We start from the raw sequence: 26785 nt of genomic DNA, 5'->3' as shown, positions 1-26785 counted from the left end.
TACAGGGTCAAGCCATTCTGCTCGACCCGTCATAAGGCATTCACATGAGAGGCATCAACAGCTGCCATGAACAATTAAAAATGGCACGCCGAAAAGAACTCTTCATCACCGCTCAATTCCTTGCCCCAGATGCGCGGTCCCCGGTGCGCTGAACGCCCCCCTGATTTGCCGGGATCAGCCTCCCATCTGCTTGAGCACGGCGGCGAGAGCGGCCTGGTCGATGTTGGCCAGCGGGAAGTCGGACGGCGTGACGCCGCCGGCTCCCGATTGGCAGTGCTCCACGAGCTCGCGCAGGACGGTCACGTAACGCGCCGCGAGCCGTTCGACCGTCGCCGGCCGGTGCACATCGGTGCTGAAATACCACTCGACGAGCAGACGGCCGTCCGAGGTGTGCTCGGCTTCGATCTGCAGGAGGTGCGAGCGGCTTCCCCCTTCGTTCTCGGTGGGCCCGCAGAGGTCGGACGGGAGTTCTTTCCGAATCAATCCGACCGCGTCGTCGCCCGCCGCGTCGAACGCGCCGAGGTAGTTGAACAACACCGGTCGCGCGGGTGCGCCGACCAGTCGTTCGTCGCGTTCGAGATAACGCAGGACCCCGTAGCCGACGCCGCGGCGCGGAACGGTGCGCAGCTGCTCCTTGACCGCCTTGATCAGCTCGCCGCTGTCGCCGAGGCGCGGGTGCCGCAGGCGCACCGGGAAGATCGACGTGAACCAGCCGACCGTGCGGGACAGGTCGACACCGTCGGCTATCGCCTCGCGGCCGTGGCTCTCCAGGTCGATCGTGACGTCGCCGACGCCCGCCCACTCGCCCAGCGTTCGCAGCAGTGCCGCGAGCAGCAGGTCGTTGATCTGCGTGCGGTACGCCTTGTGCGCCTCACCGAGCAGCAGTTCGGTGGACTTCGCGTCGAGCCACGTCCGGACGGTGTCGGCGGACGCCTCGGTGTTGGCACCCCGGCCGTCGACGGGGACGGCGGTGACCCGTTCGGTCTGCGCGGCCCAGTGGTCGCGTTCGGCCGAGGGGTCGTCGGCGTGCAGCACCTCGGCCCACTGCTGGAACGAGGTCGTCTTGGGCGCCAGGGCCTCCGGTCCTGCCTCGTAGGCGGTGTCGAGGTCCTCCAGCAGGACGTTCCACGCCACGCCGTCCATGACGAGGTGGTGCGCGGTGAGCCCGAGCCAGGCCGGTTCGTCGCCTCGGTCGAAGTAGATCGCGGCGAGGAGCGGACCGGTCGCGAGGCGCAACGACGTCTGCGCCTCGGTCATGTGCGCGATGACCTCGTCTTCGGTCCGTGCGGTGACAACGCGCAGAACGTCCGTCAGCTCACCGTCGTTGTCCTGCACCCAGGTGTCGCCTTCCTGGCGGAACCGGATGCGCAGCGCGTCGTGGTGCGCCACAACGGCGTCGAGCGCTCTCGCGAGCCTCCCCTTCTCCGTGCCGGCCGCGAGTTCGAAGACGCCCGACCAGTTCCAGTGGTCGCGGTCCGGGACGTCCTCCTCGACGAACCAGTGCTGGATCGGCGTGAGCGGGACCGGTCCGGTCACGACGCCCTGTTCGGCCAGCGTCGCCGCCGGGGTGTCGCGGACGACCGGCGCCAACTCGGCGATGGTCTGGTGGGCGAACACGTCCGCCACGTCCACGCCGAGGCCCGCCGCCCTCGTCCTGGCGACGATCTGCAGGCTCAGGATCGAGTCGCCGCCCAGTTCGAAGAAGTTGTCGTGCACACCGACGCGGTCGAGGCCGAGCACCTGTGCCCACACCGCCGCCAGGGTGTCCTCGACGGACGTCCGGGGCGCCTCGAAGACCTCCGCGGTCGTCTCCGGCTCGGGGTCCGGCAATCCGCGCCGGTCCACCTTGCCGTTGGGCGTGAGCGGCACCTCGTCGAGGGCCACGAACACCGAGGGCACCAGGTGGTCCGGCACCCGTTCACGCAGCCACGACCGAAGTTCCTTCGAGTCGAACCCGCCTTCCGCGACGATGTAGGCGACCAGGCGCTTGCCACCGTGCGGACCGCCGTCCCGCGCCACCACGACGACATCACGCACGCCGGGGTGGTCACCGAGGACGACCTCGACCTCACCGGGCTCCACCCGGTAACCGCGGATCTTGACCTGCTCGTCCACGCGACCGAGGAACTCGATCGTGCCGTCCGCACGCCACTTCGCCCGGTCACCGGTGCGGTACAACCGGCCCCCGGCGCCGCCGAACACGTCCGGCACGAACCGCTCCGCGGTGAGGTCGGGCCGGTTCACGTACCCCCGCGCCACACCGGGACCGCCGACGAGCAGCTCACCGGGAACACCGGCCGGGGCCGGACGCAGCGCGTCGTCGACGATGACGGCGCGGACGCCGGCGAGCGGCGTTCCGATGGGCACGACGGCCTGCGGGTGGTCGTCGCCGACCCGGTGGAAGATCGAGTCGATCGCCGCCTCGGTCACACCGAACACGTTGCCCGGCACCGCGTTCGGCGCCACCTCGGCGACAGCGGTGGTGAGCGCGTCGTGCGTCCACATGTCCGTGCCCGAGATCACCAGCCGTAACGACTCGACCGGGCCCGCCCCCCGGCAGTGAGCCGCGAGGTCGCGCAGCAACATGCCCGGCACGATCTCGGCGATCGCCACGTGGTCACCGGAAAGCGTGCTGTGCAACGACTCCACGGACACGTGCTCGTCGTGCGGCAGGAACACCACGGTCTGGCCGAACGCCAGGGCGCGGGTCATGTCGCCGATCGACACGTCGAAGCCGGGACCCGACATCGACAGCACCGGGCCGGGCCCACCGAGGCCGGCGAGTCCGTCGCGCCAACCCGCGACGTACGACGACAACGCCCGGTGCGTCACCGCCACGCCCTTCGGCCGCCCGGTCGAGCCGGACGTGTAAGCGATGTACGCCACCGCGTCCGGGTCGATCCGCACCGGCAGGTCGCCGACCGTGCCGTCCAGCACGAGGACTTCGCCGCCGAACCCGGACAGCTCACCGGCGAGGTCCTCGGTGGTGACCGCCGCGACCACCCCGGCGTCGGCGAGCAGGAACGCGAGACGTTCCCGCGGCAGACCCGGGTTGACCGGCACGTAGACGCCACCGCTGCGCAGCACGCCCTGGAACGCCACAGCCAGGTCGAGTCCGCGCGGCACGAGCACCGCCACCGCAGACTCCACCGCCACGCCCGCCCGCCGCAGCCGTGCGGCGAGACCGGCGGACCGCGCGTCCAGCTCGGCGAACGTCAGCCTCTCGTCGCCGCACTTCACGGCCACGGCATCGGTGCGCGCCCAGCTGTGGACCAGTTCGGGCACCGGCGGTTCGGCGGCCGGTGCCCTGGTCGCGCCCCGTGCCACGAGTTCCGCGGCCTGCTCCGGACGCTGCAGCGGCAGGTCCGCCACGGCCAGCTCCGGCTCGTGGGCGACGGCGGTGAGGACGACGACCAGCTGGTCGAGAACGCGCTCGACGGTCGTGGCGTCGAACGCGGCCGTGGAGAACTCCGCCTCGATCATGAGCGTGTCCTCCAGGTCGACCGCGAACGTGAGCGGGTAGTTGCCCTGCTCGACGGACTCCACGGCGTCGGCCCACTCCTCGCCGGCGTCGGCGGGTGCCTCCTCCTGCGGGTAGTTGCCGAACACCACGATGCTGTCGAACAACGCGCGGCCGTGCGGGACCGCCGACCACCGCTGGACGTCGACCAGCGGCGTGTGCTCGAACCGTTGGAGCCCGACCTGGTTGTCCCGCAACTCGTGCAGCCACGTGGCGAACGGCGTGCCGCGCGGGATCACCGCTCGCACCGGCAGCGTGTTGATGAACAACCCGACCATCGACTCCACGCCGGCCAGGTCGGCCGGACGACCCGAGACGGTCAGGCCGAACACCACGTCGTCCTCGCCCGAACCGGCGGAGAGGACCTTCGCCCACGCCGCCTGCACGACCGTCGACAGCGTGACGCGTTCGCGCCGGGCCAGCTCGACGAGCCTCGTCGTGACGTCCCGGTCGAGGAGCGTGCGCCGGCGGTCCTGCGCGTAGTGGCTCGCGGCCAGGCGGTCCACCGGCAGTGCGGTGGGCGCCTCGAAGCCGTCGAGGTAGGCGCGCCAGAACGCCTCGGTGTCCGCGGGGTCGCGCTGGTCGAGCCAGGCGATGTAGTCGCGGTACGGCCGGGCGGGCGGCAGTGCCCGCCGCCGGTAGGCCGCCGACACCTCGTCCACGACGACGGGCAGGCTCCACCCGTCGCACAGGCCCTGGTAGAGGCCCCAGACCAGCCAGTTCCGCCCGTTGCCGCGGTCGGCGAGGTACAGGCGCGTGAGCGGCGGCCTGGCCAGGTCGAAGCCGAGCGCGCGGTCGTCCGCCAGCAGTTCCCGCAGCGCCTCCCGCTGTGCGGCGTCGTCGAGCGCGGACCAGTCGTGGACCGTCACCGGCACCTCGACGTCGCCGAGCACGATCTGCACCGGTTCGCCGACGCCCTCCCACACGAACCCGCTGCGCAGGGCGGCGTGCCTCGCGACCACCTCGCGCCAGGCGGCGGTGAGCCGGTCGGCGTCGATCGGACCGATGAGGTCGTAGACGCCCTGGCCCCAGTAGAGGCCGTCGCCCTCGTCCGGGGCACCGACGACGCCGAACAGCATGCCGGACTGCACGGGCGCCAGCCGGTAGACGTCCACAAGGGACGGATGGCTTCCGGCCAGCCCGTCGACCTCGGTCTGGGTGAGCGATGCCAGCGGGAAGTCCGACGGCGTGAAGCCGGTGGCCGTCCGGCAGTGCTCGACCAGCGCCCGCAGCGCCTCGACGTAGCGGGCCGCGACCCGTTCGACCGTGGCGGTGTCGTGGACGCCGGTCGAGTGGAACCACTCGATCGACAGCCTGCCGTCGGCGTTCTGCTGCACCTCGAGCTGCAGCAGGTGCGACCGCGTGCCGCCCCCGGCCTCGCCCGGGCCCGCCAGCTCGGCGTCCAGCTCCCGCCGGATCAGGCCGGTCGAGTCGTCGGCGCCGTCGTGCGCACCGAGGTAGTTGAACAGCACCGGGCGGTCCGGCGCCTCGGCGAACTCGTCGCGCAGCCAGCGCAGCACGCCGTAGCCGACGCCCCGGCGCGGCACCGCGCGGAGTTCCTCCTTGACCGCCTTGATCGCCGCCGCCGCATCGTTCCCCGCGCTGAGGCGCACCGGGAAGATCGACGTGAACCACCCGACCGTGCGCGACAGGTCAGCGCCCTCGCGGCCGTGGCTCTCCAGGTCGATCGTCACGTGGTCGCTGCCGGCCCACTCGCCGAGCGTCTGGGCCAACGCCGCGAGCAGCAGGTCCTGACTCTGCGTGCGGTACGCCTTGTGCGCGTCGCCGAGCAGGGCCGCGGTCGTGCCCGCGTCCAGCCAGGACTGCACGACCGCTTCGGAGGCATCGTCGTTCGGGCCGTCGCCGTCGGCCGGCAGCGCCACCACGTCCGCGGTCGCCGCGACCCAGTGGTCCCGTTCGCCGCTCGCGTCGTCGTCCTGCAGCCGCACCGCCCACTGCCGGAACGACGTGGTCTTCGGCGCGAGCTCCCGGCCCGCGTAGGCCGCGTCGAGGTCCTCCAGCAGGACGTTCCACGACACGCCGTCCATCACCAGGTGGTGCACGGTGAGGCCGAGCCACGCGGGTTCGTCGCCACGGTCGAAGTACACGGCCGCCAGCAGCGGACCATCGGCCAGCCGCAACGACTTCTGCGCCTCGGTCATGTGCTCGACGACCGAGTCGCCGCCGGCCACGCGCAGGAGCTCGCCGCTCTCGGCCGGTGCGTTGACCTGGCTCTCCGGTGTGAACCGGATCCGCAGCGCGTCGTGGTGCGCCACCACGACGTCGAGCGCCTGCCCGAGCCGAACCGGGTCGGTTCCCGGTGCCAGCTCGAACATCCCCGACCAGTTCCAGTGGTCGCGGTTCGGCAGGTCCTGCGCCAGGAACCACCGCTGGATCGGCGTGAACGGCACCGGACCGGTCACGACACCCTGCTCGGCGAGCGTCGCCGCCGGGGCGTCCCGCACCACCGGTGCCAGCTCGGCCACCGACTGGTGGGCGAACACGTCCGCCACGTCGACGCCGAGTCCGGCGGCGCGCGACCTGGCCACGATCTGCAGGCTCAGGATGGAGTCGCCACCCAGCTCGAAGAAGTTGTCGTGCACGCCGACGCGCTCCACGCCGAGCACGCCGCTCCACACCGCCGCGAGGGTCTCCTCGACCGCGGTCCTGGGTGCGACGAACACCTCTCCGGCCGTCTCCGGCTCCGGGTCGGGCAGACCGCGCCGGTCGACCTTGCCGTTCGGGGTGAGCGGAAGCCGTTCGAGGGCAACGAACACCGACGGCACGAGGTAGTCGGGTACCCGCTCACGCAGCCAGTCCCTCAAGGCCTTCGAGCTGAACTCGTCCTCCGGGACCACGTAGGCGATCAGGCGCTTGCCGCCGTGCGGTCCGCCATCCCGTGCCACCACAACGACATCACGCACGTCCGGGTGGTCACCGAGGACGACCTCGACCTCACCGGGCTCCACCCGGTAACCGCGGATCTTCACCTGCTCGTCCACGCGACCGAGGAACTCGATCGTGCCGTCCGCACGCCACTTCGCCCGGTCGCCGGTGCGGTAGAGCCGCCCGCCGGAGCCGCCGAACACGTCCGGCACGAACCGCTCGGCGGTCAGGTCCGGACGGCCCACGTAGCCCTGAGCGACACCGGCACCACCGACCAGCAGCTCACCCGGCACCCCGACGGGAACCGGCCGCAACGACCCGTCCACCACGAACGCCCGCGCGCCCGCCAGCGGCGTACCGATAGGCACCACAGCGGCAGGGTGGTCCTCGGACACGGGGTGGAAGATCGAGTCGATCGCCGCCTCGGTCACACCGAACACGTTGCCCGGCACCGCATTCGGCGCCACCTCGGCGACAGCGGTGGTGAGCGCGTCGTGCGTCCACATGTCCGTACCCGAGATCACCAGCCGCAACGACTCCACCGGGCCCGCGACCCGGCAGTGAGCCGCAAGATCGCGCAGCAACATGCCCGGCACGATCTCCGCGACCTCGACCTGATGGTCCACCAACGTCCGGTGCAACGACTCCACGGTCACGTGCTCGTCGTGCGGCAGGAACACCACTCGTTGACCGAACGCCAACGCACGGGTCATGTCACCGATCGACACGTCGAAACCCGGTCCGGACATCGACAACACCGTGCCCGGACCACCGAGGCCGGCAAGCCCGTCCCGCCATCCTGCGACGTACGACGACAACGCCCGGTGCGTCACCGCCACACCCTTGGGACGCCCGGTCGAACCCGAGGTGTAAGCGATGTACGCCAACGCATCCGGGTCGACCGGCGCGAGCACGTCCGCGGGAGCGGTGGACGGACCGTCCACCGCCAGCACCGCACCCGCGAAGCCGTCCAGCGGCGAGGTGGCGACCGCGGCGACCGCACCGGAATCCGCCAGCAGGAACTCCACCCGCTCGGCCGGAAGGCCGGGGTTGACCGGCACGTACACGCCACCAGAACGCAGCACGCCCTGGAACGCCACCGCAAGGTCGAGCCCACGCGGCACCAGCACGGCGACCGGCGATCCCACGGTCACACCGGCCTGCCGGAGCCGCACGGCCAATGCGTCCGCACGAGCGTTCAACTCGGCGAACGTCAGCCGCTCAGCACCGCACACCACGGCCTCGCCGGTGGCCCACCCGCGGATCAGCTCGGGCACCGGCGGCTCGGCGGCCGGAACCGGCGTGGTTCCCCGCGCCACCAACGCCGCTGCCTGCTCGGGACGCTGCAGCGGCACGGCGCCGACCGCGAGTCCAGGGCGTTCCGCCACCGAGGACAGCACGACCACCAGCTGGTCGAGGATCCGCTCCACCGTGACGGCGTCGAACGCCGCCGTGGAGAACTCCGCCTCGATCTTGAGCGTCGTCTCCAGGTCGACCGCGAACGTCAGCGGGTAGTTGCCCTGCTCCACCGACTCGGTGGCCTGCACGCCACCGAGGTCCTCCGGCATCTCCTCCTGGGGGAAGTTGCCGAAGACCACGATGCTGTCGAACAACGCGCGGCCGTGCGGAACGGCCGACCAGCGCTGCACGTCGACCAGCGGCGTGTACTCGAACCGTTGGAGCGCAACCTGGTTGTCCCGCAGCTGCGGGAGCCACGCGGCGAACGACGTGTCCACCGGTACGGCGGCCCGGACCGGCAGCGTGTTGATGAACAACCCGACCATCGACTCGACACCGGCCAGATCAGCCGGGCGGCCGGACACGGTCAGGCCGAACACCACGTCGTCCTCACCGGACGACGCCGACAGCACCTTCGCCCACGCCGCCTGCACGACCGTCGACAGCGTCACGCGCTCGCGGCGGGCCAGCTCCACCAGCCTGGCCGTGACGTCCTCGTCGAGCGCGGTCCTGCGGCGGTCCTGGGCGTAGTGGCTCGCCGCCGGCCGGTCGACCGGCAACGACGTCGGCGCCTCGAAACCGTCGAGGTAGGTGCGCCAGAACCCCTCGGTGTCACCGGGATCGCGCTGGTCGAGCCAGGCGATGTAGTCGCGGTACGGCCGCACCGGCGGCAACGCCTGGCGCTGGTACGCCGCCGTCACCTCGTCCACCACGACGGGCAGGCTCCACCCGTCGCACAGACCCTGGTACAGGCTCCACACCAGCCACAACCGGCCCTCGCCGCGCTCGATCAGGTACAGGCGGGTCAACGGCGGCGCGGCGAGGTCGAAGCCCAGCGCACGGTCCTCGTCGAGCAGCTCACGCAACCGCACCTGCTGCGCGGACTCGTCCAGGTCGGACCAGTCGCGCGGTGCGAGCGGCACGTCGACCTCGGTCAGCACGACTTGCACGGGCTCGCTGACGCCCTCCCACACGAAACCGCTGCGCAACGGCGCGTGCCGGGCGATCACCTCGCGCCACGCGGCTGCCAGCCTCTCCGCGTCGATCGGCCCGGCCAGGTCGTAGACGTTCTGCGCCCAGTAGAGGCCGTCGACGGGAGCGCCGACGACGCCGAACAGCATGCCGGACTGCACCGGCGCCAACCGGTGCACGTCCGCCAGCGGGTACCGCTCCGCGAGCCGGTCGACCTCGGGCTGGGTCAGCGACGCCAGCGGGAAGTCCGACGGCGTGAACCCGCTGCCGGCGCGGCAATGCGCCACCAGCTCGCGCAACGCCTCGACGTACCGGGCGGCGACCCGTTCGACCGTCGCGGTCCCGTGGACGTTGCCGGAGTGGAACCACTCGATCGACAACCGGCCGTCCGCGGTCTGCTGCACCTCGAGCTGCAGCAGGTGCGACCGCGTGCCGCCGGCAGCCTCGCTCGGGCCCGCCAGCTCGGCGGGCAGTTCGCGGCGGATCAGCCCGCCCGAGTCGGCACTGTCGTGGGCGCCGAGGTAGTTGAACAGCACCGGGCGGTCCGGCGCGTCGACCAGATCGTCCCTCAGCCACCGCAGCACGCCGTAGCCGACACCGCGGCGCGGCACCGACCGCAGCTCCTCCTTGACCGCCTTGATCGCGGCACCGGGATCGGCGTGGTGGCTCAGCCGGACGGGGAAGATGGACGTGAACCAGCCGACCGTGCGCGAGAGGTCCGCGCCCTCGCGGCCGTGGCTCTCCAGGTCGATCGTCACGTGGTCGGAACCGGCCCATTCGCCGAGCGTCCGCGCCAGGGCGGTCAGCAGCAGCTCGTGGCCCTGCGTGCGGTACGCCCTGTGCGCGTCGCCCAGCAGCGCCGCGGTGGTCCCGGCATCCAGCCACGACTGCACGATCCCAGCGGAGACCTCGGTGTTCGGGCCGTGGCCGTCCGCCGGGAGCTCGACGACGTCGGCGGTCGCGGCAACCCAGTGGTCACGCTCGCCGCTCGCGTCGTCTTCCTGCAGCCGCACCGCCCAGTGCTGGAACGACGTCGTCTTGGGCGGCAGCGATCCACCCCGGTACGCCGTGTCGAGGTCCTCCAGCAGGATGTTCCACGACACGCCGTCCATCACCAGGTGGTGCACGGTCAAACCGAGCCACGCGGGTTCGTCCCCGCGGTCGAAGTACACGGCCGCCAGCAACGGGCCATCGGCCAGCCGCAACGATCTCTGCGCCTCGGTCATCCGCTCGACCACGGACTCACCGTCGACCACTCGCAGGAAGCCGCCACCGCCGACGGGAGCATTGACCTGGCTCTCCGTCGTGAACCGGATGCGCAAAGCGTCGTGGTGCGCCACCACGACGTCGAGCGCCTGCCCGAGCCGAACCGGATCGGTCCCCGGTGCCAGCTCGAACATCCCCGACCAGTTCCAGTGGTCGCGGTTCGGCAGGTCCTGCGCCAGGAACCACCGCTGGATCGGGGTGAACGGCACCGGGCCCGTGACCACGCCCTGCTCGGCCGGCGTCACCTCGGCGGCGTCACGGACCGCAAGGGCCAGTTCGGCGATGGTCTGGTGGGCGAACACGTCCGCCACCTCGACACCCAGACCCGCCGCGCGCACACGCGCCACGATCTGCAGGCTCAGGATCGAGTCGCCACCCAGCTCGAAGAAGTTGTCGTGCACACCGACGTGCTCGACGCCGAGCACCTGTGCCCACACCGCCGCCAGAGCGTCCTCTGCAGACGATCGCGGCGCTTCGTAGAACCCGGTCGTCTCCGGCTCGGGATCGGGCAGTCCACGGCGGTCGACCTTGCCGTTCGGCGTCAGCGGGAGCTGGTCGAGCGCCACGAACACCGACGGCACCAGGTAGTCCGGCACCCGCTCGCGCAGCCACGACCTCAGGACCTTCGAATCGAACTCACCCTCCGCGACGACGTACGCGACCAGGCGCTTGCCGCCGTGCGGGCCACCATCCCGTGCCACCACAACGACATCACGCACGTCCGGGTGGTCACCGAGGACGACCTCGACCTCGCCCGGTTCGACCCGGTAGCCGCGGATCTTCACCTGCTCGTCGACCCGGCCCAGGAACTCGAGCGTGCCGTCCGCACGCCACTTCGCCCGGTCACCCGTCCGGTACAGCCGGCCGCCCGACCCGCCGAACAGATCCGGCACGAACCGCTCGGCGGTCAGGTCCGGACGGCCCACGTACCCCTGGGCCACCCCCGCACCACCGACCAGCAGCTCGCCGGGCACACCGACCGGTGCCGGCCGCAACGACCCGTCCACCACGAACGCCCGCGCACCCGCCAGCGGCGTGCCGATCGGCACCACGGCGGCGGGGTGGTCTTCCGCGACGGCGTGGAAGATCGAGTCGATCGCCGCCTCGGTCACACCGAACACGTTGCCCGGCACCGCATTCGGCGCCACCTCGGCCACAGCACCAGTCAACGCGTCATGCGTCCACATGTCCGTACCCGAGATCACCAGCCGCAACGACTCCACCGACCCCGCGACCCGGCAGTGAGCCGCCAGATCGCGCAACAACATGCCCGGGACGATCTCCGCGACCTCGACCTGATGGTCCACCAACGTCCGGTGCAACGACTCCACGGTCACGTGCTCGTCGTGCGGCAGGAACACCACTCGTTGACCGAACGCCAACGCACGGGTCATGTCACCGATCGACACGTCGAAACCCGGTCCGGACATCGACAACACCGTGCCCGGACCACCCAAGGAGCGCAGACCATCACGCCAACCAGCCACATAGGACGACAACGCCGCATGCGTCACCGCCACACCCTTCGGACGACCAGTCGAACCCGACGTGTAGGCGATGTACGCCAACGCCGACGGGTCGACCGGCGGGAGCGGTTCATCGACGGTGGCGGACACGTCCGGCGACAGCACCTCACCGGTGAACCCGGCCGGTGGCGACGTCGCCACCGCGGCCACCACACCGGCATCGGCCAGCAGGAACTCCACGCGTTCGTCAGGAAGTCCGGGGTTGACCGGTACGTACACGCCACCCGAACGCAGCACGCCCTGGAACGCCACCGCCAAATCAAGCCCACGCGGCACCAGCACGGCCACCGGCGATCCCGCGGTCACCCCGGCACGGCGCAGCCCGGCAGCGAGAGCATCGGCGCGAGCGTTCAGCTCCGCGAACGTCAGCCGCTCGTCACCGCAGACCACGGCCACCTCGGATGAAGTCCGCGCGGCGATCAGCTCCGGCACCGGCGGCTCGGCGGCCGGAACCGGCGTGGCACCCCACGCCACCAGCTCCGCCGCCTGCTCCGGCCGCTGCACCGGCACGTCGCGCACCGCCAGCCCGGGGCGCTCCGCGACCGCGGTCAGCACGACCGCGAGCTGGTCGAGGATCCGTTCCACGGTGATGGCGTCGAAGGCCGCCGTCGAGAACTCCGCCTCGACGCGCAGCGTGCGTTCCAGGTCGACGGCGAAGGTGAGCGGGTAGTTGCCCTGCTCCACCGACTCGGTGGCCTGCACCCCGCCGAGGTCCTCCGGCAACTCCTCCTGCGGGTAGTTGCCGAACACGACGATCGAGTCGAACAACGCGCGGCCGTGCGGGACAGCCGACCACCGCTGCACGTCGACCAACGGCGTGTACTCGAACCGTTGCAGCGCGACCTGGTTGTCCTGCAACGCCGGGAGCCACGCCGCGAACGAGGTGTCCGCCGGCACGGACGCCCGGACCGGCAGCGTGTTGATGAACAACCCGACCACCGACTCGACACCGGCCAGATCAGCCGGGCGACCCGAGACCGTCAGGCCGAACACCACGTCGTCGTCGCCGGAGTACGTCGACAGCAGCAACGCCCACGCGGCCTGCACGACCGTCGACAACGTCACGCGCTGACGGCGGGCCAGCTCGACCAGCCGGCCCGTGACCGCCTCGTCCAGGTGCATGCGACGGCGGCCCTGGTCGTAGTGGCTGTTCGCGAGCCGGTCGACCGGAAGTGCCGTCGGTGCCTCGAACCCGCTCAGGTACGTGCGCCAGAACTCCTCGGCCTCACCGGAGTCACGCCGGTCGAGCCACGCGATGAAGTCCCGGTACGACCGCGCCGGCTCCAGCGGACGCCCCTGGTAGAGCGCCGACACCTCGTCCATCACGACCGGCAGGCTCCACCCGTCGCACAGACCCTGGTACAGGCCCCACACCAGCCACAACCGGTCTTCACCGCGGTCCACCAGGTACAGGCGCGTCAACGGCGGCACGGCCAGGTCGAAGCCCAGCGCACGGTCCTCGTCGAGCAGCTCCCGCAGGCGCTCCCGCTGAACGGCGTCGTCGAGGCCGGACCAGTCGCGCCGCTCCAGCGGCACCTCGACGTCCGGGAGAACGACCTGGACGGGTTCGCTGACGCCCTCCCACACGAAAACGCTGCGCAGCGCGGCATGCCGGGAGATCACCTCGCGCCACGCCCGGGCGAGGCGCCCGGCGTCGAGCGGACCGGTCAGGTCGTAGACGCCCTGGCCCCAGTAGAGGCCGTCGACCGGTGACCCGACGACACCGAACAGCATGCCCGACTGCACCGGCGCCAACCGGTGCACGTCCACCAGCGGATACCGCGCCGCCAGCCCGTCGACCTCGGCCTGCGTCAGCGACGCCAGCGGGAAGTCCGACGGCGTGAAGCCGCTGGCGGAACGGCAATGCGCGACCAGCGCACGCAGGGCTTCGACGTAGCGCGCGGCGACGCGTTCGACGGTGGGGGCGTCGTGCAGGTCGTGGCTGAAGTGCCACTCGACCCGCAGGCGCCCGTCGGCGTCCTGCTGGGCCTCGACCTGCAGGACGTGCGACCGCGTTCCGCCCGGGCCCTCGCTCGGGCCGGCCAGCTCGGCGGGGAGCTCGCGGCGGATCAGGCCGACCGAGCCGACGGCGTCGAAGGCGCCGAGGTAGTTGAACAGCACCGGACGGTCCGGCGCGTCGGCCAGGTCGCCCTGCAACCAGCGCAACGCGCCGTAGCCGACGCCGCGGCGCGGGATCGCCCGCAGCTCCTCCTTGACTGCCTTGATCGCCGCCGCCGGGTCGCTCTCGTGCGTGAGGCGCACCGGGAAGATCGACGTGAAGTACCCGACCGTGCGGGACAGGTCGACGCCGTCGGCCACCGCCTCACGGCCGTGGCTCTCGAGGTCCACCGTGACGTGACCGGTGCCGGTCCACTCCCCCAGCGCCTGGGCGAGAGCGGCCAGCAGCAGGTCGTTGCCCTGCGTGCGGTACGCGCGGTGGGCGTCGCCGAGCAGGGCGGCGGTGCTGTCCGCGTCCAGCCACGACCGGACGACGCCGGCCGAGGTCTCGTCGTTGGGCCCGTGGTGGTCCTGCGGCAGGTCCACGACGTCGGCGGTCTGGGCGAGCCAGATCTCCCGCTCGTCCCGCGCGTCCAGCTCCCGCAGCACCTCGGCCCACTGCCGGAACGAAGTGGTCTTCGGCCCGATCTCCCGGCCCGCGTAGGCCGCGTCGAGGTCCTCCAGCAGGACGTTCCACGACACCCCGTCCATCACCAGGTGGTGCACGGTCAAACCGAGCCAGGCAGGCTCGTCGCCCCTGTCGAAGTACACGGCCGCCAACAACGGGCCGTCGGCCAGCCGCAACGACTTCTGCGCCTCGGTCATCCGCTCGACCACGGACCCACCGGTCGCGACGCTCAGGAACCCGCCACCGCCGACGGGAGCGTTGACCTGGCTCTCCGGCGTGAACCGGATGCGCAAAGCGTCGTGGTGCGCGACAACGGCGTCCAGCGCCCCTCCGAGCCTCGCCGGATCCGTGCCGGGAGCCAGTTCGAACATGCCGGACCAGTTCCAGTGGTCGCGGTTCGGGATGTCCTGCGCCAGGAACCAGTGCTGGATCGGCGTCAGCGGCACCGGTCCGGTGACGACGCCCTGCTCGGCCAGCGTGACCGGGGGAGTGTCGCGGACGACGCCCGCCAGCGCGGCGATCGTCTGGTGGGCGAACACGTCCGCCACCTCGACACCCAGACCCGCCGCACGCACACGCGCCACGATCTGCAGGCTCAGGATCGAGTCGCCACCCAGCTCGAAGAAGTTGTCGTGCACACCGACGCGCTCGACCCCGAGCACACCGCTCCACACCGCCGCGAGCGCTTCCTCGACGGCGGTCCGGGGCGCCACGTACGCCTCCCCGGTCGTCTCGGGTTCCGGCTCCGGCAACCCGCGCCGGTCGACCTTGCCGTTCGGGGTGAGCGGAAGCCGTTCCAACGCAATGAACACCGACGGCACCAGGTAGTCCGGCACCCGCTCACGCAACCAGGACCGCAGTTCCTTCGAGTCGAACTCGCCCTCCGCGACGACGTAGGCGACCAGGCGTTTGCCGCCGTGCGGTCCGCCATCCCGTGCCACCACAACGACATCACGCACGTCCGGGTGGTCACCGATCACGACCTCGACCTCACCGGGCTCCACCCGGTAACCGCGGATCTTCACCTGCTCGTCCACGCGACCCAGGAACTCGAGCGTCCCGTCCGCACGCCACTTCGCCCGGTCACCGGTGCGGTAGAGCCGCCCGCCGGCCTCACCGAACAGGTCCGGGACGAACCGGACCGAGGTCAGGTCGGCGCGCCCCAGGTACCCCCGCGCCACACCGGCACCGCCGACCAGCAGCTCACCGGGAACGCCCACGGGCACCGGCCGCAGCGCGGAGTCCACGACGACGGCACGAGCACCGGCCAGCGGCGTGCCGATCGGCACCACGGCGGCGGGGTGGTCTTCCGCGACGGCGTGGAAGATCGAGTCGATGGCGGCCTCGGTCACACCGAACACGTTGCCCGGCACCGCGTTCGGCGCCACCTCGGCAACCGCGGACGTCAACGCGTCATGCGTCCACATGTCCGTACCCGAGATCACCAGCCGCAACGACTCCACCGGCCCCGCGGTCCGGCAGTACGCGGCCAGATCGCGCAGGAGCATGCCCGGCACGATCTCGGCGATCTCGATCCGGTGCTCCACCAACGTGGCGTGCAGCGACTCGACCGACACGTGCTCGTCGTGCGGCAGGAACACCACGGTCTGGCCGAACGCCAACGCACGGGTCATGTCACCGATCGACACGTCGAAACCCGGACCCGACATCGACAACACCGTGCCCGGACCACCCAGAGCAGCCAGACCATCACGCCAACCGGCCACATAGGACGACAACGCCGCATGCGTCACCGCCACACCCTTCGGACGACCAGTCGAACCCGACGTGTAGGCGATGTACGCCAACGCTTCGGGATCAACGGGCGCAAGCGCCTCTGCCGGCGCCGTCGAGTCGTCCACGAGCAGCACCGCACCCGCGAAGCCGTCCACCGGCGAGGTCGTGACCACGGCGACGGCACCGGAGTCCGCCAGCAGGAACGCCAGGCGTTCGGCGGGAAGCCCGGGGTTGAGCGGCACGTACACGCCACCAGAACGCAGCACGCCCTGGAACGCCACCGCAAGGTCGAGCCCACGCGGCACCAGCACGGCCACCGGCGACTCCGCGGTCACCCCGGCGCGCCGAAGCCGTGCAGCCAACGCTTCAGCCCGAGCGTCCAGCTCGGCGAACGTCAGGCTCTCCTCACCGCACACCACGGCCACGGCGCCGGAGCCGGCCCAGCCGCGGACCAGCTCGGGCACCGGCGGTTCGGCGGCGGGAACCGGCGTCTCGCCCCACGCCACGAGTTCCGCGGCCTGTTCCGGACGCTGCAACGGCACCTCGGCGACCACCAGCCCGGGTCGTCGCGCCACGGCGGTCAGCACGACCACCAGCTGGTCGAGGATCCGCTCGACCGTGACGGCGTCGAAAGCGGCCGTCGAGAACTCGGCCTCGATCCGGAGGCGGCGCTCCAGGTCGACCGCGAACGTGAGCGGGTAGTTGCCCTGCTCCACCGAGTCGACGGTGGCGTAGCCGCCGGGGACCGCCCCCAGGTCGTCGGGGAGTTCCTGGTGCGGGTAGTTGCCGAACACGACGATCGAGTCGAACAACGCCCGGCCACCCGGAACGGCCGACCAGCGCTGCACGTCGACCAGCGGCGTGTACTCGAACCGCTGCACCGCGACCTGGTTGTCCCGCAGGTCGCGCAGCCAGGACGTGAACGGCACGTCCGCGGGCACGGTGGTCCGCACCGGCAGCGTGTTGATGAACAACCCGACCATCGACTCCACGCCCGCGAGGTCACCGGGGCGGCCCGAGACGGTGAGGCCGAACACCACGTCGTCCTCGCCGGAGGACGCGGACAGCACCTTCGCCCACGCCGCCTGCACGACCGTCGACAGCGTCACGCGCTCGCGGCGGGCCAGCTCCACCAGCCTGGCCGTGACGTCCTCGTCGAGCGCGGTCCTGCGGCGGTCCTGGGCGTAGTGGCTCGCCGCCAGCCGGTCGACCGGCAACGGCGTCGGCGCCTCGAAACCGTCCAGTGCCCGGCGCCAGAACTCCTCGGACTCGTCGGGGTCGCGCCGGTCCAGCCACGCGATGAACTCGCGGTAGGACCGTGCCGGGGCAAGGGTTTCACCGTCGTACGCGGCGAACACCTCGTCCATGACGACGGGCAGGCTCCACCCGTCGCACAGACCCTGGTAGAGCCCCCACACCAGCCACAGCCGGCCCTCGCCGCGGTCCACCAGGTACAGGCGCGTCAACGGCGGCGCGGCGAGGTCGAAGCCCAGCGCGCGGTCCTCCGCCAGCAACTCCCGCAACCGCACCTGTTGCGCGGACTCGTCGAGGCCGGACCAGTCGCGTTCCGCGAGCGGGACGTCGACCTCGGCCAGCACGACCTGCACCGGTTCGCTGACGCCCTCCCACACGAACCCGCTGCGCAGCGCGGCGTGCCGGGAGATCACCTCGCGCCACGCCCGCGCCAGCCGTTCGGCGTCGACCGGGCCCGCGAGGTCGTAGACGCCCTGGCCCCAGTAGAGGCCGTCGACCGGTGACCCGACGACACCGAACAGCATGCCCGACTGCACCGGCGCCAACCGGTGCACGTCCACCAGCGGATACCGCGCCGCCAGCCCGTCGACCTCGGCCTGCGTCAACGAGGCCAGCGGGAAGTCCGACGGCGTGAAACCGGAGACGCCCGACCGGCAGTGCTCCACCAGTGCGCGCAACGCCGCCACGTACCGGTCCGCGACGCGCTCGACGGTCTCGGCGCGGTGCAGGTTCGTGCTGTGCAGCCACTCGATCCGCAACCGGCCGTCGGCCTCGCGCACGACCTCGAGCTGCAGCGGGTAGGCCCGCGTCCCGCCCGGTCCCTCCATCGGCCCGGCGAGGTCGGCGGGGAGCTCCCGGCGGAGCAGACCCACCGGGTCGACGGCGTCGAACGCGCCGAGGTAGTTGAACAGCACGGGCCGCTCCGGCGCACCGGCGAACTCGCCGTGCAGCCACCGCAGGGCGCCGTAGCCGACACCGCGGCGCGGCACCGACCGCAGGGACTCCTTGACCGCCTTGACCGTCCCGCCGAGGTCCTCCCGGCGGCTCAGCCGCACCGGGAAGATCGACGTGAACCAGCCGACCGTCCTCGACAGGTCGAGGTCCTCGCGGCCGTGGCTCTCCAGGTCGACCGTGACGTGGTCACTCCCCGTCCACTCCCCCAGCACGTCGGCCAGAGCGGCGAGGAGCAGGTCGTTGGCCTGCGTCCGGTAGGCCTTGTGGGCCTCGCCGAACAGGGCGGAGGTGGTGGAGGCGTCCAGCCACGTGCGCACCACGGCACCGGACTCCGCGGTGTTCGGGCCGTCGCCGTCGAGCGGCAGTGCGACCACGTCCGAGGTCGCGGCAGCCCAGTGGTCCCGTTCGCCGCCGGCGTCCAGTTCCAGGAGGTGTCCGGCCCACTGCCGGAACGAGGTCGTCTTGGCGGGCAACGCCTCCGAGCGGTACGCGGTGCCGAGGTCCTCCAGCAGGACGTTCCACGACACGCCGTCCATCACCAGGTGGTGCACGGTCAGACCGAGCCACGCGGGTTCGTCGCCGCGGTCGAAGAAGACGGCCGCGAGAAGCGGACCACCGTTCAGCCGCAACGACTTCTGCGCCACCGCCATCTCGGCGACCACGTCCGAGCCGCCCTCGACGACCCGCAGCAGGTCCGCGGCCTCGACCCCGGCGTTGTGCTGGCCGTCGGCGGAGAACCGCAGGCGCAGGGCGTCGTGGTGGGCGAGCAGGACGTCGAACGCCTGCCGCAGCCGCTCCGGATCGGTGCCGGGTGCCAGCTCGAACACGCCCGACCAGTTCCAGTGGTCCCGGTTCGGGATGTCCTGCGCCAGGAACCAGTGCTGGATCGGCGTCAGCGGCACGGGACCGGTGACGACGCCCTGCTCGGCCACCGAGACCTCGGGGGCCTCGCGCACCGCGAGGGCCAGCTCGGCGATCGTCTGGTGGGCGAACACGTCCGCCACGTCGACGCCCAGCTCCGCCGCACGCACGCGGGCGACGATCTGCAGGCTGAGGATCGAGTCGCCACCCAGCTCGAAGAAGTTGTCGTGCACGCCGACGCGCTCGACGCCGAGCACACCGCTCCACACGGCGGCCAGGGTCTCCTCGACGGCGTTGCGGGGAGCCACGTAGGTCTCGGTGGCCGCCTCGGTCTCCGGCTCCGGCAACCCGCGCCGGTCGACCTTGCCGTTGGGCGTGAGCGGAAGCCGTTCCAGGGCAACGAACACCGACGGCACCAGGTAGTCCGGCACCCGCTCGCGCAGCCACGACCGCAACGCGGAACCGGTGACCTCGGCGTCCTCGGCGACCACGTACGCCACGAGGCGCTTGCCACCGTGCGGACCACCGTCCCGCGCCACCACGACGACATCACGCACACCGGGGTGGTCACCGATCACGACCTCGACCTCACCGGGCTCCACCCGGTAGCCGCGGATCTTCACCTGCTCGTCCACGCGACCGAGGAACTCCAGCACGCCGTCCGCACGCCACCGGGCCCGGTCACCCGTGCGGTACAGACGTCCACCGGAACCGCCGAACACGTCCGGCACGAACCGCGTCGCCGTCAGGTCCGCGCGGCCGACGTAGCCCTGCGCGACACCGGCACCACCGACCAGCAGCTCACCCGGAACCCCCACCGGCACCGGCCGCATCGCGCCGTCCACGACGAACGCCCGCGCGCCGGCCAGCGGCGTGCCGATCGGCACCACCGACGCCGGGTGGTCCTCGGTGACCGGGTGGAAGATCGAGTCGATCGCGGCCTCGGTCACACCGAACACGTTGCCCGCCAGGGCGTTCGGCGCCACGTCGGCGACAGCGCCGGTGAGCGCGTCGTGCGTCCACATGTCGGTGCCGGAGATGACCAGGCGCAGCGACTTGACCGGCCCCGCCTCGCGGCAGTGCGCGGCCAGGTCGCGCAGCAGCATGCCCGGCACGATCTCCGCGACCTCGACCTCGTGGTCGACCAGCGTGCGGTGCAACGACTCCACCGTCACGTGCTCGTCGTGGGGCAGGAAGACCACCGTGCGGCCGAACGCCAGCGCGCGCGTCATGTCGCCGATCGACACGTCGAAACCGGGGCCGGACATGGACAGCACCGTGCCCGGACCGCCCAGCTCGACGAGTCCTCGCCGCCATCCCGCGACGTAGGACGACAACGCGGCGTGCGTCACGGCCACGCCCTTGGGACGGCCGGTCGAGCCGGACGTGTAAGCGATGTACGCCAGCGAGTGCGGGTCGATGGGCACCGGCAGGGCGCCGAACCCCTGGGCCTCGTCGTCGATCAGCAGCACCTCGGCGAGCCCGGCCACCTCGCCCGCGAACGACGAGGTCGTCACCACGACCGACGCACCGGCATCGGCCAGCAGGAACGCCAGTCGTTCGGCGGGAAGCCCGGGGTTGAGCGGCACGTACACGCCACCGGAGCGCAGCACGCCCTGGAACGCCACGGCGAGGTCGACCCCGCGCGGCACCAGCACGGCGACGCGCGATCCGACGGTGACGCCGGTCCGCTGCAGCCGCCCGGCCAGCGCTTCCGCCCGGAAGCCCAGCTCGGCGAACGTCAGCCGCTCGTCGCCGCAGATCACGGCGACCTCGGGGGAGATCCGCGCCCAGTCGTCGACCAGGTCGGGCACCGGCCGTTCGGTGGCGGGCTCGGGGGTCTCGCCCCACGCCACCAGCACCGCCGCCTGCTCCGGGCGTTGCAGCGGCACGTCCCGGACCAGCAGGTCCGGCCGCTCGGCCACCGCGGTCAGCACGACCGCGATCTGGTCGAGGACCCGGTCCACGGTGGCGGCGTCGAACGCGGCGGTGGAGAACTCGGCCTCGACCTGGAGCGTCTCGCCCACGTCGACCGCGAACGTGAGCGGGTAGTTGCCCTGCTCCACCGAGTCGAGCAGCGGCGACAGCTCGAAACCGGCGACGCGCGTCCGGCCGCCGGGGTAGTTGCGCAGCACGACGATGCTGTCGAACAGCGCGCGGCCACCGGGCACCGACGACCAGCGCTGCGCGTCGACCAGCGGTGTGTACTCGAACCGCTGCACCGCGACCTGGTTGTCCCGCAACTCGCGCAGCCAGGACGTGAACGGCACGTCCGCGGGCACGGTGGTCCGCACCGGCAGCGTGTTGATGAACAGGCCCACGGTCGACTCGACCCCGGCCAGCTCCGGCGGGCGGCCCGACACGGTCAGGCCGAACACGACGTCGTCCTCGCCCGAGGTCGCCGACAGCACCTTGGCCCACGCGGCCTGCACCACCGCGGACAGCGTCACGCGCTCACGGCGTGCCAGGTCGACGATCTTCGCCGTCACCTCCGGGGTCAACGCGGTCTTGCACCGGTCCTGGGCGTGGTGGTGCGTCGCCAGCCGGTCGACCGGCAACGGCGTCGGCGCCTCGAAACCGTCCAGGTAGGACCGCCAGAAGCTCTCCGGCTCGGCGGGGTCGCGCCGGTCGAGCCAGGCGATGAACTCGCGGTAGGACCTCGCCGGGGCGAGGGTCGTGCCCTCGTAGGCGGCGGACACCTCGTCCACCACGACGGGCAGGCTCCACCCGTCGCACAGACCCTGGTACAGACCCCAGACCAGCCAGTACCGCCCGTGACCCCGGTCGGCGAGGTACAGGCGGGTCAGCGGCGGCGCCGCCGGGTCGAAGCCCAGCGCGCGGTCCCGCGCCAGCAGCTCGCGCAGCCGCGCGTCCTGCGCGTCACCGTCCACATCGGACCAGTCGCGGAGCTGGAGCGGGACGTCGACGCCCTCCAGCACGACCTGCACCGGTTCGCTGACGCCCTCCCACACGAACGCGCTGCGCAACGCGGCCTGCCGGGAGATCACCTCCTGCCAGGCTCGAGCGAGGCGGTCCGCGTCGACGGTGCCGGTCAGCTCGTAGATCCCCTGGCCCCAGTAGAGCCCGTCGCCCTCGGCCGGTGCGCCCGCGACGCCGAACAGCATGCCGGACTGCACCGGCGCCAGCCGGTACACGTCGGTCAGGCCCGGGAAGCGGGCGGCGAGCCGGTCGACCTCGTCCTGCGCCAGCGAGGCCAGCGGGAAGTCCGACGGCGTGAGCCCCGTCGCTCCCGACCGGCAGTGCTCGACGAGCGCCTCCAGCTCACGCCGGTAGGTCTCGGCCAGCCGCGCGACGGTCGCGGCCTCGTGCAGTTCGGCGCTGTAGTGCCACTCGACCTGCAGCTGCCCGTCAGCGGTGCGGGTCACCTCGAGGTTCAGCACGTGCGACCGGGTGCCGCGGCCGGACGTCGCCGCACCGCGCAGCGCCACCGGCAGCTCACGGCGGAGCAGGTCTCCCGTGCCCGCGCCGGATCCGAGGTAGTTGAACAGCACCGGCCGATCGGGCGCGCCGGGCAGTTCGCCGTGCAGCCACCGCAGGGCGCCGTAGCCGACACCGCGGCGGGGCACGGCGCGCAGCTGCTCCTTGACGGCCTTCACCGTGGCGCCCAGGTCCTCGTGCCGGCTCAGCCGCACCGGGAAGATCGACGTGAACCAGCCGACCGTGCGGGACAGGTCGACGCCGTCCGCGATCGCCTCGCGGCCGTGGCTCTCCAGGTCGATGGTCAGCGTGTCGGTGCCGGCCCACGGGCCCAGCGTGCGCACCAGTGCCGCCAGCAGCAGGTCGTTGCCCCGCGTCCGGTACGCCTTGTGCGCGTCACCCAGCAACGCGGCGGTCGTCGCGGCGTCCAGCAGCGTCGTGTGGATCCGGGACGAACGTTCGTCGTTCGGTCCGTCGCCGTCGACCGGCAGTGCGACGACGTCGGAGGTCGCGGCGGCCCAGTGGTCAAGCTCGGCGGCGGCGTCGAAGGTCTGGAGCAGCTCCGCCCACTGCCGGAACGAGGTCGTCTTGGCGGGCAACGCCTCCGCGCGGTACGCGGTGCCGAGGTCCTCCAGCAGGACGTTCCAGGACACGCCGTCCATCACCAGGTGGTGCACGACCAGCCCGAGCCACGCCGGTTCGTCACCGCGGTCGAAGAAGACGGCCGAGAGAAGCGGACCGTCGGCCAGCCGCAACGACTTCTGCGCCGCCGTCATCTCCCGCGCCACCGCCGAGTCGCCTGCCACGACCCTCAACAGGTCCGCGGCTTCGACCTCCGCGTTGTACTGGCCCTCGGGCGAGAACCGCAGTCGCAGGGCGTCGTGGTGCGCGACCAAGGTGTCGAGGGCCCCGGCCAGTCGTCCGGGATCGGTCCCCGGCGCCAGCTCGAACACGCCCGACCAGTTCCAGTGGTCGGGGTCGCCGACGTCCTGGGCGGTGAACCAGTGCTGGATCGGCGTCAGCGGAACGGGACCGGTGACCACGCCCTGCTCCGCGAGCGTCACGGCAGGGGTGTCGCGCACGACGGCCGCCAGCCCGGCGACGGTCTGGTGGGACAGGACGTCGGCCACGTCCACGTTCAGACCTGCGGCACGGGCGCGTGCCACGATCTGCAGGCTCAGGATCGAGTCGCCACCCAGCTCGAAGAAGTTGTCGTGCACACCGACGCGCTCCACTCCGAGCACGCCGCTCCACACCGCCGCCAGAGCGTCCTCTGCAGACGATCGCGGCGCTTCGTAGAACCCGGTCGTCTCCGGCTCGGGATCGGGCAGCCCGCGCCGGTCGACCTTGCCGTTCGGCGTGAGCGGGAGCTGGTCGAGCGCCACGAACACCGACGGCACCAGGTAGTCCGGCACCCGTTCCCGCAGCCAGGACCGCAGCTCCTGACCGCTGACGTCCGCGTCCTCGGCGACGACGTAGGCCACCAGGCGCTTGCCTCCGTGGGGACCGCCGTCCCGCGCCACCACGACGACATCACGCACGCCGGGGTGGTCACCGAGGACGACCTCGACCTCACCGGGTTCCACGCGGTAGCCGCGGATCTTCACCTGCTCGTCGACGCGGCCCAGGAACTCCAGCACGCCGTCCGCACGCCACCGGGCCCGGTCGCCCGTGCGGTACAGACGTCCACCGGAACCGCCGAACACGTCCGGCAGGAACCGCTCGGCGGTCAGATCGGGCCGGCCCACGTACCCCTGGGCCACCCCCGCACCACCGACCAGCAACTCGCCCTCGACGCCCACGGGCACCGGTCGCAGCAGGCCGTCCACCACGAAGACGTCGACGCCGGCCAGCGGCACGCCGATCGGGACGACCTCGCCCTCGTGCTGCGGCCGTGCCACCACCGGGTGGAAGATCGAGTCGATCGCGGCCTCGGTGACGCCGAAGACGTTGCCCGGCACCGCGTTCGGCGCCACAGCCTCGACCGCCGCCGTCAGCGCGTCGTAGGTCCACATGTCGGTGCCCGAGATGACCAGGCGCAACGACTCGACCGGCCCCGCCTCGCGGCAGTGCGCGGCCAGGTCGCGCAGCAGCATGCCCGGCACGATCTCCGCGACCTCGACCCGGTGCTCGGCCAGCGTCCTGTGCAGCGACTCGACCGACACCGCCTCGTCGTGCGGCAGGAACACCAGCGTCCGCCCGAACGCCAGCGCCCGCGTCATGTCGCCGATCGACACGTCGAAACCGGGGCCCGACATCGACAGCACGGTGCCCGCGCCGCCCAGCGGTTCGAGCGCACGCGTCCAGCCGGCGACGTACGACGACAACGCCCTGTGCGTCACCGCCACGCCCTTGGGCCGTCCCGTCGATCCTGACGTGTAAGCGATGTAGGCCACCGCGTCCGGGTCGACGCCGGCCGGCGGCGCGCTGCCGGCCGGAACGTGGTCGTCGAGCAGCAGCACGTCTCCGGCGAACCCGGTCAGCTCACCGGCCAGAGCCGACGTCGTGACCGCGGCCACCACGCCCGCGTCCGCCAGCAGGAACGCCAGGCGTTCCGCCGGAAGGCCGGGGTTGAGCGGCACGTACACGCCACCCGAACGCAGCACGCCCTGGAACGCCACCGCCAGATCAAGCCTACGCGGCACCAGCACGGCCACCGGGGACCCCACGGTCACCCCGGCCCGGCGCAGCCGGGCGGCGAGCGCGTCGGCCCGCTCCCCGAGCTCGCCGAAGGTGAGCCGTTCGCCGCCGCACACCACCGCCGTTGCTTCCGGACGGGTGCCGGCGTGGTCTGCCACGAGATCGGGAACGCAGGCCACATCAGGCTGTGCGGCGCCGGCTCCCCAGCTCCGGGTCCGCGCCAGGTCCGCAGTGGAGGGTCGCGGTGCGCTGGCGACCGGTCCGCGCGCGAGCCGGTCGAGCACGCTGAGGAACCGTTCCTCGTGCAGCGCCAGCTCGGCCTCGGCGGCGACGCCGTCCTCGACGTCGACGTCGAGCCACGCCCGGTCACCTGCGGACCAGCCGTAGGTCGTGACGGTCAGGTCGCGGATCGGGCCGACCGCCAGGTTCCGCGGTGTGCCGGCGTGCACGTCCGGGCCGAAGCTCAGCGGGCGGATGAAGTCGACGACGTTGAAGGTCGGGCCGAACCAGGCGCCGCCGCCGGTGACGCCGAGCTTCCGGGCGAGGTCCTCGCCCCGGTACCGCGACCTCGGGGCGTTCTCGGCCAGGCGTGCGGCGGTGGCGTCCGCCAACTGCCGGATCTTCGTGCCTTCCGGCACGTGCAGCGCGAGAGGTGCGACGTTGGCCAGCAGTCCGGGAGTGGTGCGGGCCAGCGGGCTACGGCGTGCGGCCGTCGGCAGGCTGAACACGACGTCCTCGCGGCCGGTCAGTTCCCGTTGGTACGCCGCGAAAGCCGACACCAGGAAGTGCGGCACGCGCAGGCCGAGCTCCGCGCTGCGGGCGAGGACGGCGTCGCGCAACGCCCCGTCGACCGCGACCGTGCGGCGCCGGGACGGTCGTCGCCGTTCCGGCCGGCGCTCGGTCTCGCGACTCCGCACCGCCTCCGCCACCGACTCGAGCCAGTACCGCTCGTCGTCGGCCCGGTCGGCGGATTCCCGGTAGGCCCGGTCCTCCGCCACGACGTCGGTCCAGGAGCCGAACGAGCGCGCGCCGTCCCCGGCGTAGACCTCGGCGACGCGCCGGGTGATCAGCGCGAACGAGAAGAGGTCGGTGATCAGGTGGTGCGCCCGGTGGTACCACCAGTTCTCACCGTCGGCGACGCGCAGCAGCGCCCAGCGCCACAGCGGAGCCGTCCGGTGGTCGAGCGGCCGGTCGCTGTCGGCGCGCATCCACGCCCGCGCCGCCCCCGCGGGGTCGTCCTCACCGCGGAGGTCGACCACCGGCAGGACGTCCGCGGGCAGCTCGTCGGCGAAGGCCTGCCACGGCGACCCGTCGGCGTGTTCGCCGAAGTAAAGCCGGTACGCCTCGGTTTCCTCCGCCACCACACGGGCGCCGGCTCGCAGGCGCTCCGCGTCGAGAGGCCCGCGCAGCACCACGTACTGGGCGGGGTTGAACTCGGGGGTGTCCCCGAGCAACTCCGCCGACAGCCACATGTCCACCTGCGCCGCGGTCAGCGAGTACCGATCCCCTGCCGCACGCCGCTCCACCAACTGAACCGCTCCCTCTCGAACCGTTGCCCCCCGGCACCTCACGGATGCGTTGGCGTGCGGCTGCCGGGAAGTACGAAACCGCTCCGCTACCAGGGAACGACCGCTCGAGTCGCAGATA

General features: G+C 72.0%; 1 protein-coding gene. It reads right to left on the bottom strand.

Annotated elements, in window-relative coordinates; genetic code table 11:
* Window positions 1–174 precede the first annotated feature (174 nt).
* The gene (locus V1227_RS03160; RefSeq protein WP_329790946.1) at window positions 175–26664 is read right to left on the bottom strand and encodes a non-ribosomal peptide synthase/polyketide synthase; all 26490 of its coding nucleotides are present in this window, start codon (window positions 26662–26664) and stop codon (window positions 175–177) included.
* Window positions 26665–26785 lie beyond the last annotated feature (121 nt).

The organism is Lentzea sp. DG1S-22 (assembly GCF_036321065.1).
In the GTDB taxonomy this organism is placed as follows: Bacteria; Actinomycetota; Actinomycetes; order Mycobacteriales; family Pseudonocardiaceae; genus Lentzea; species Lentzea jiangxiensis.
Note: the sequence above shows the minus strand (reverse complement) of the source record. Positions and strands in the feature narration are given on the sequence as shown.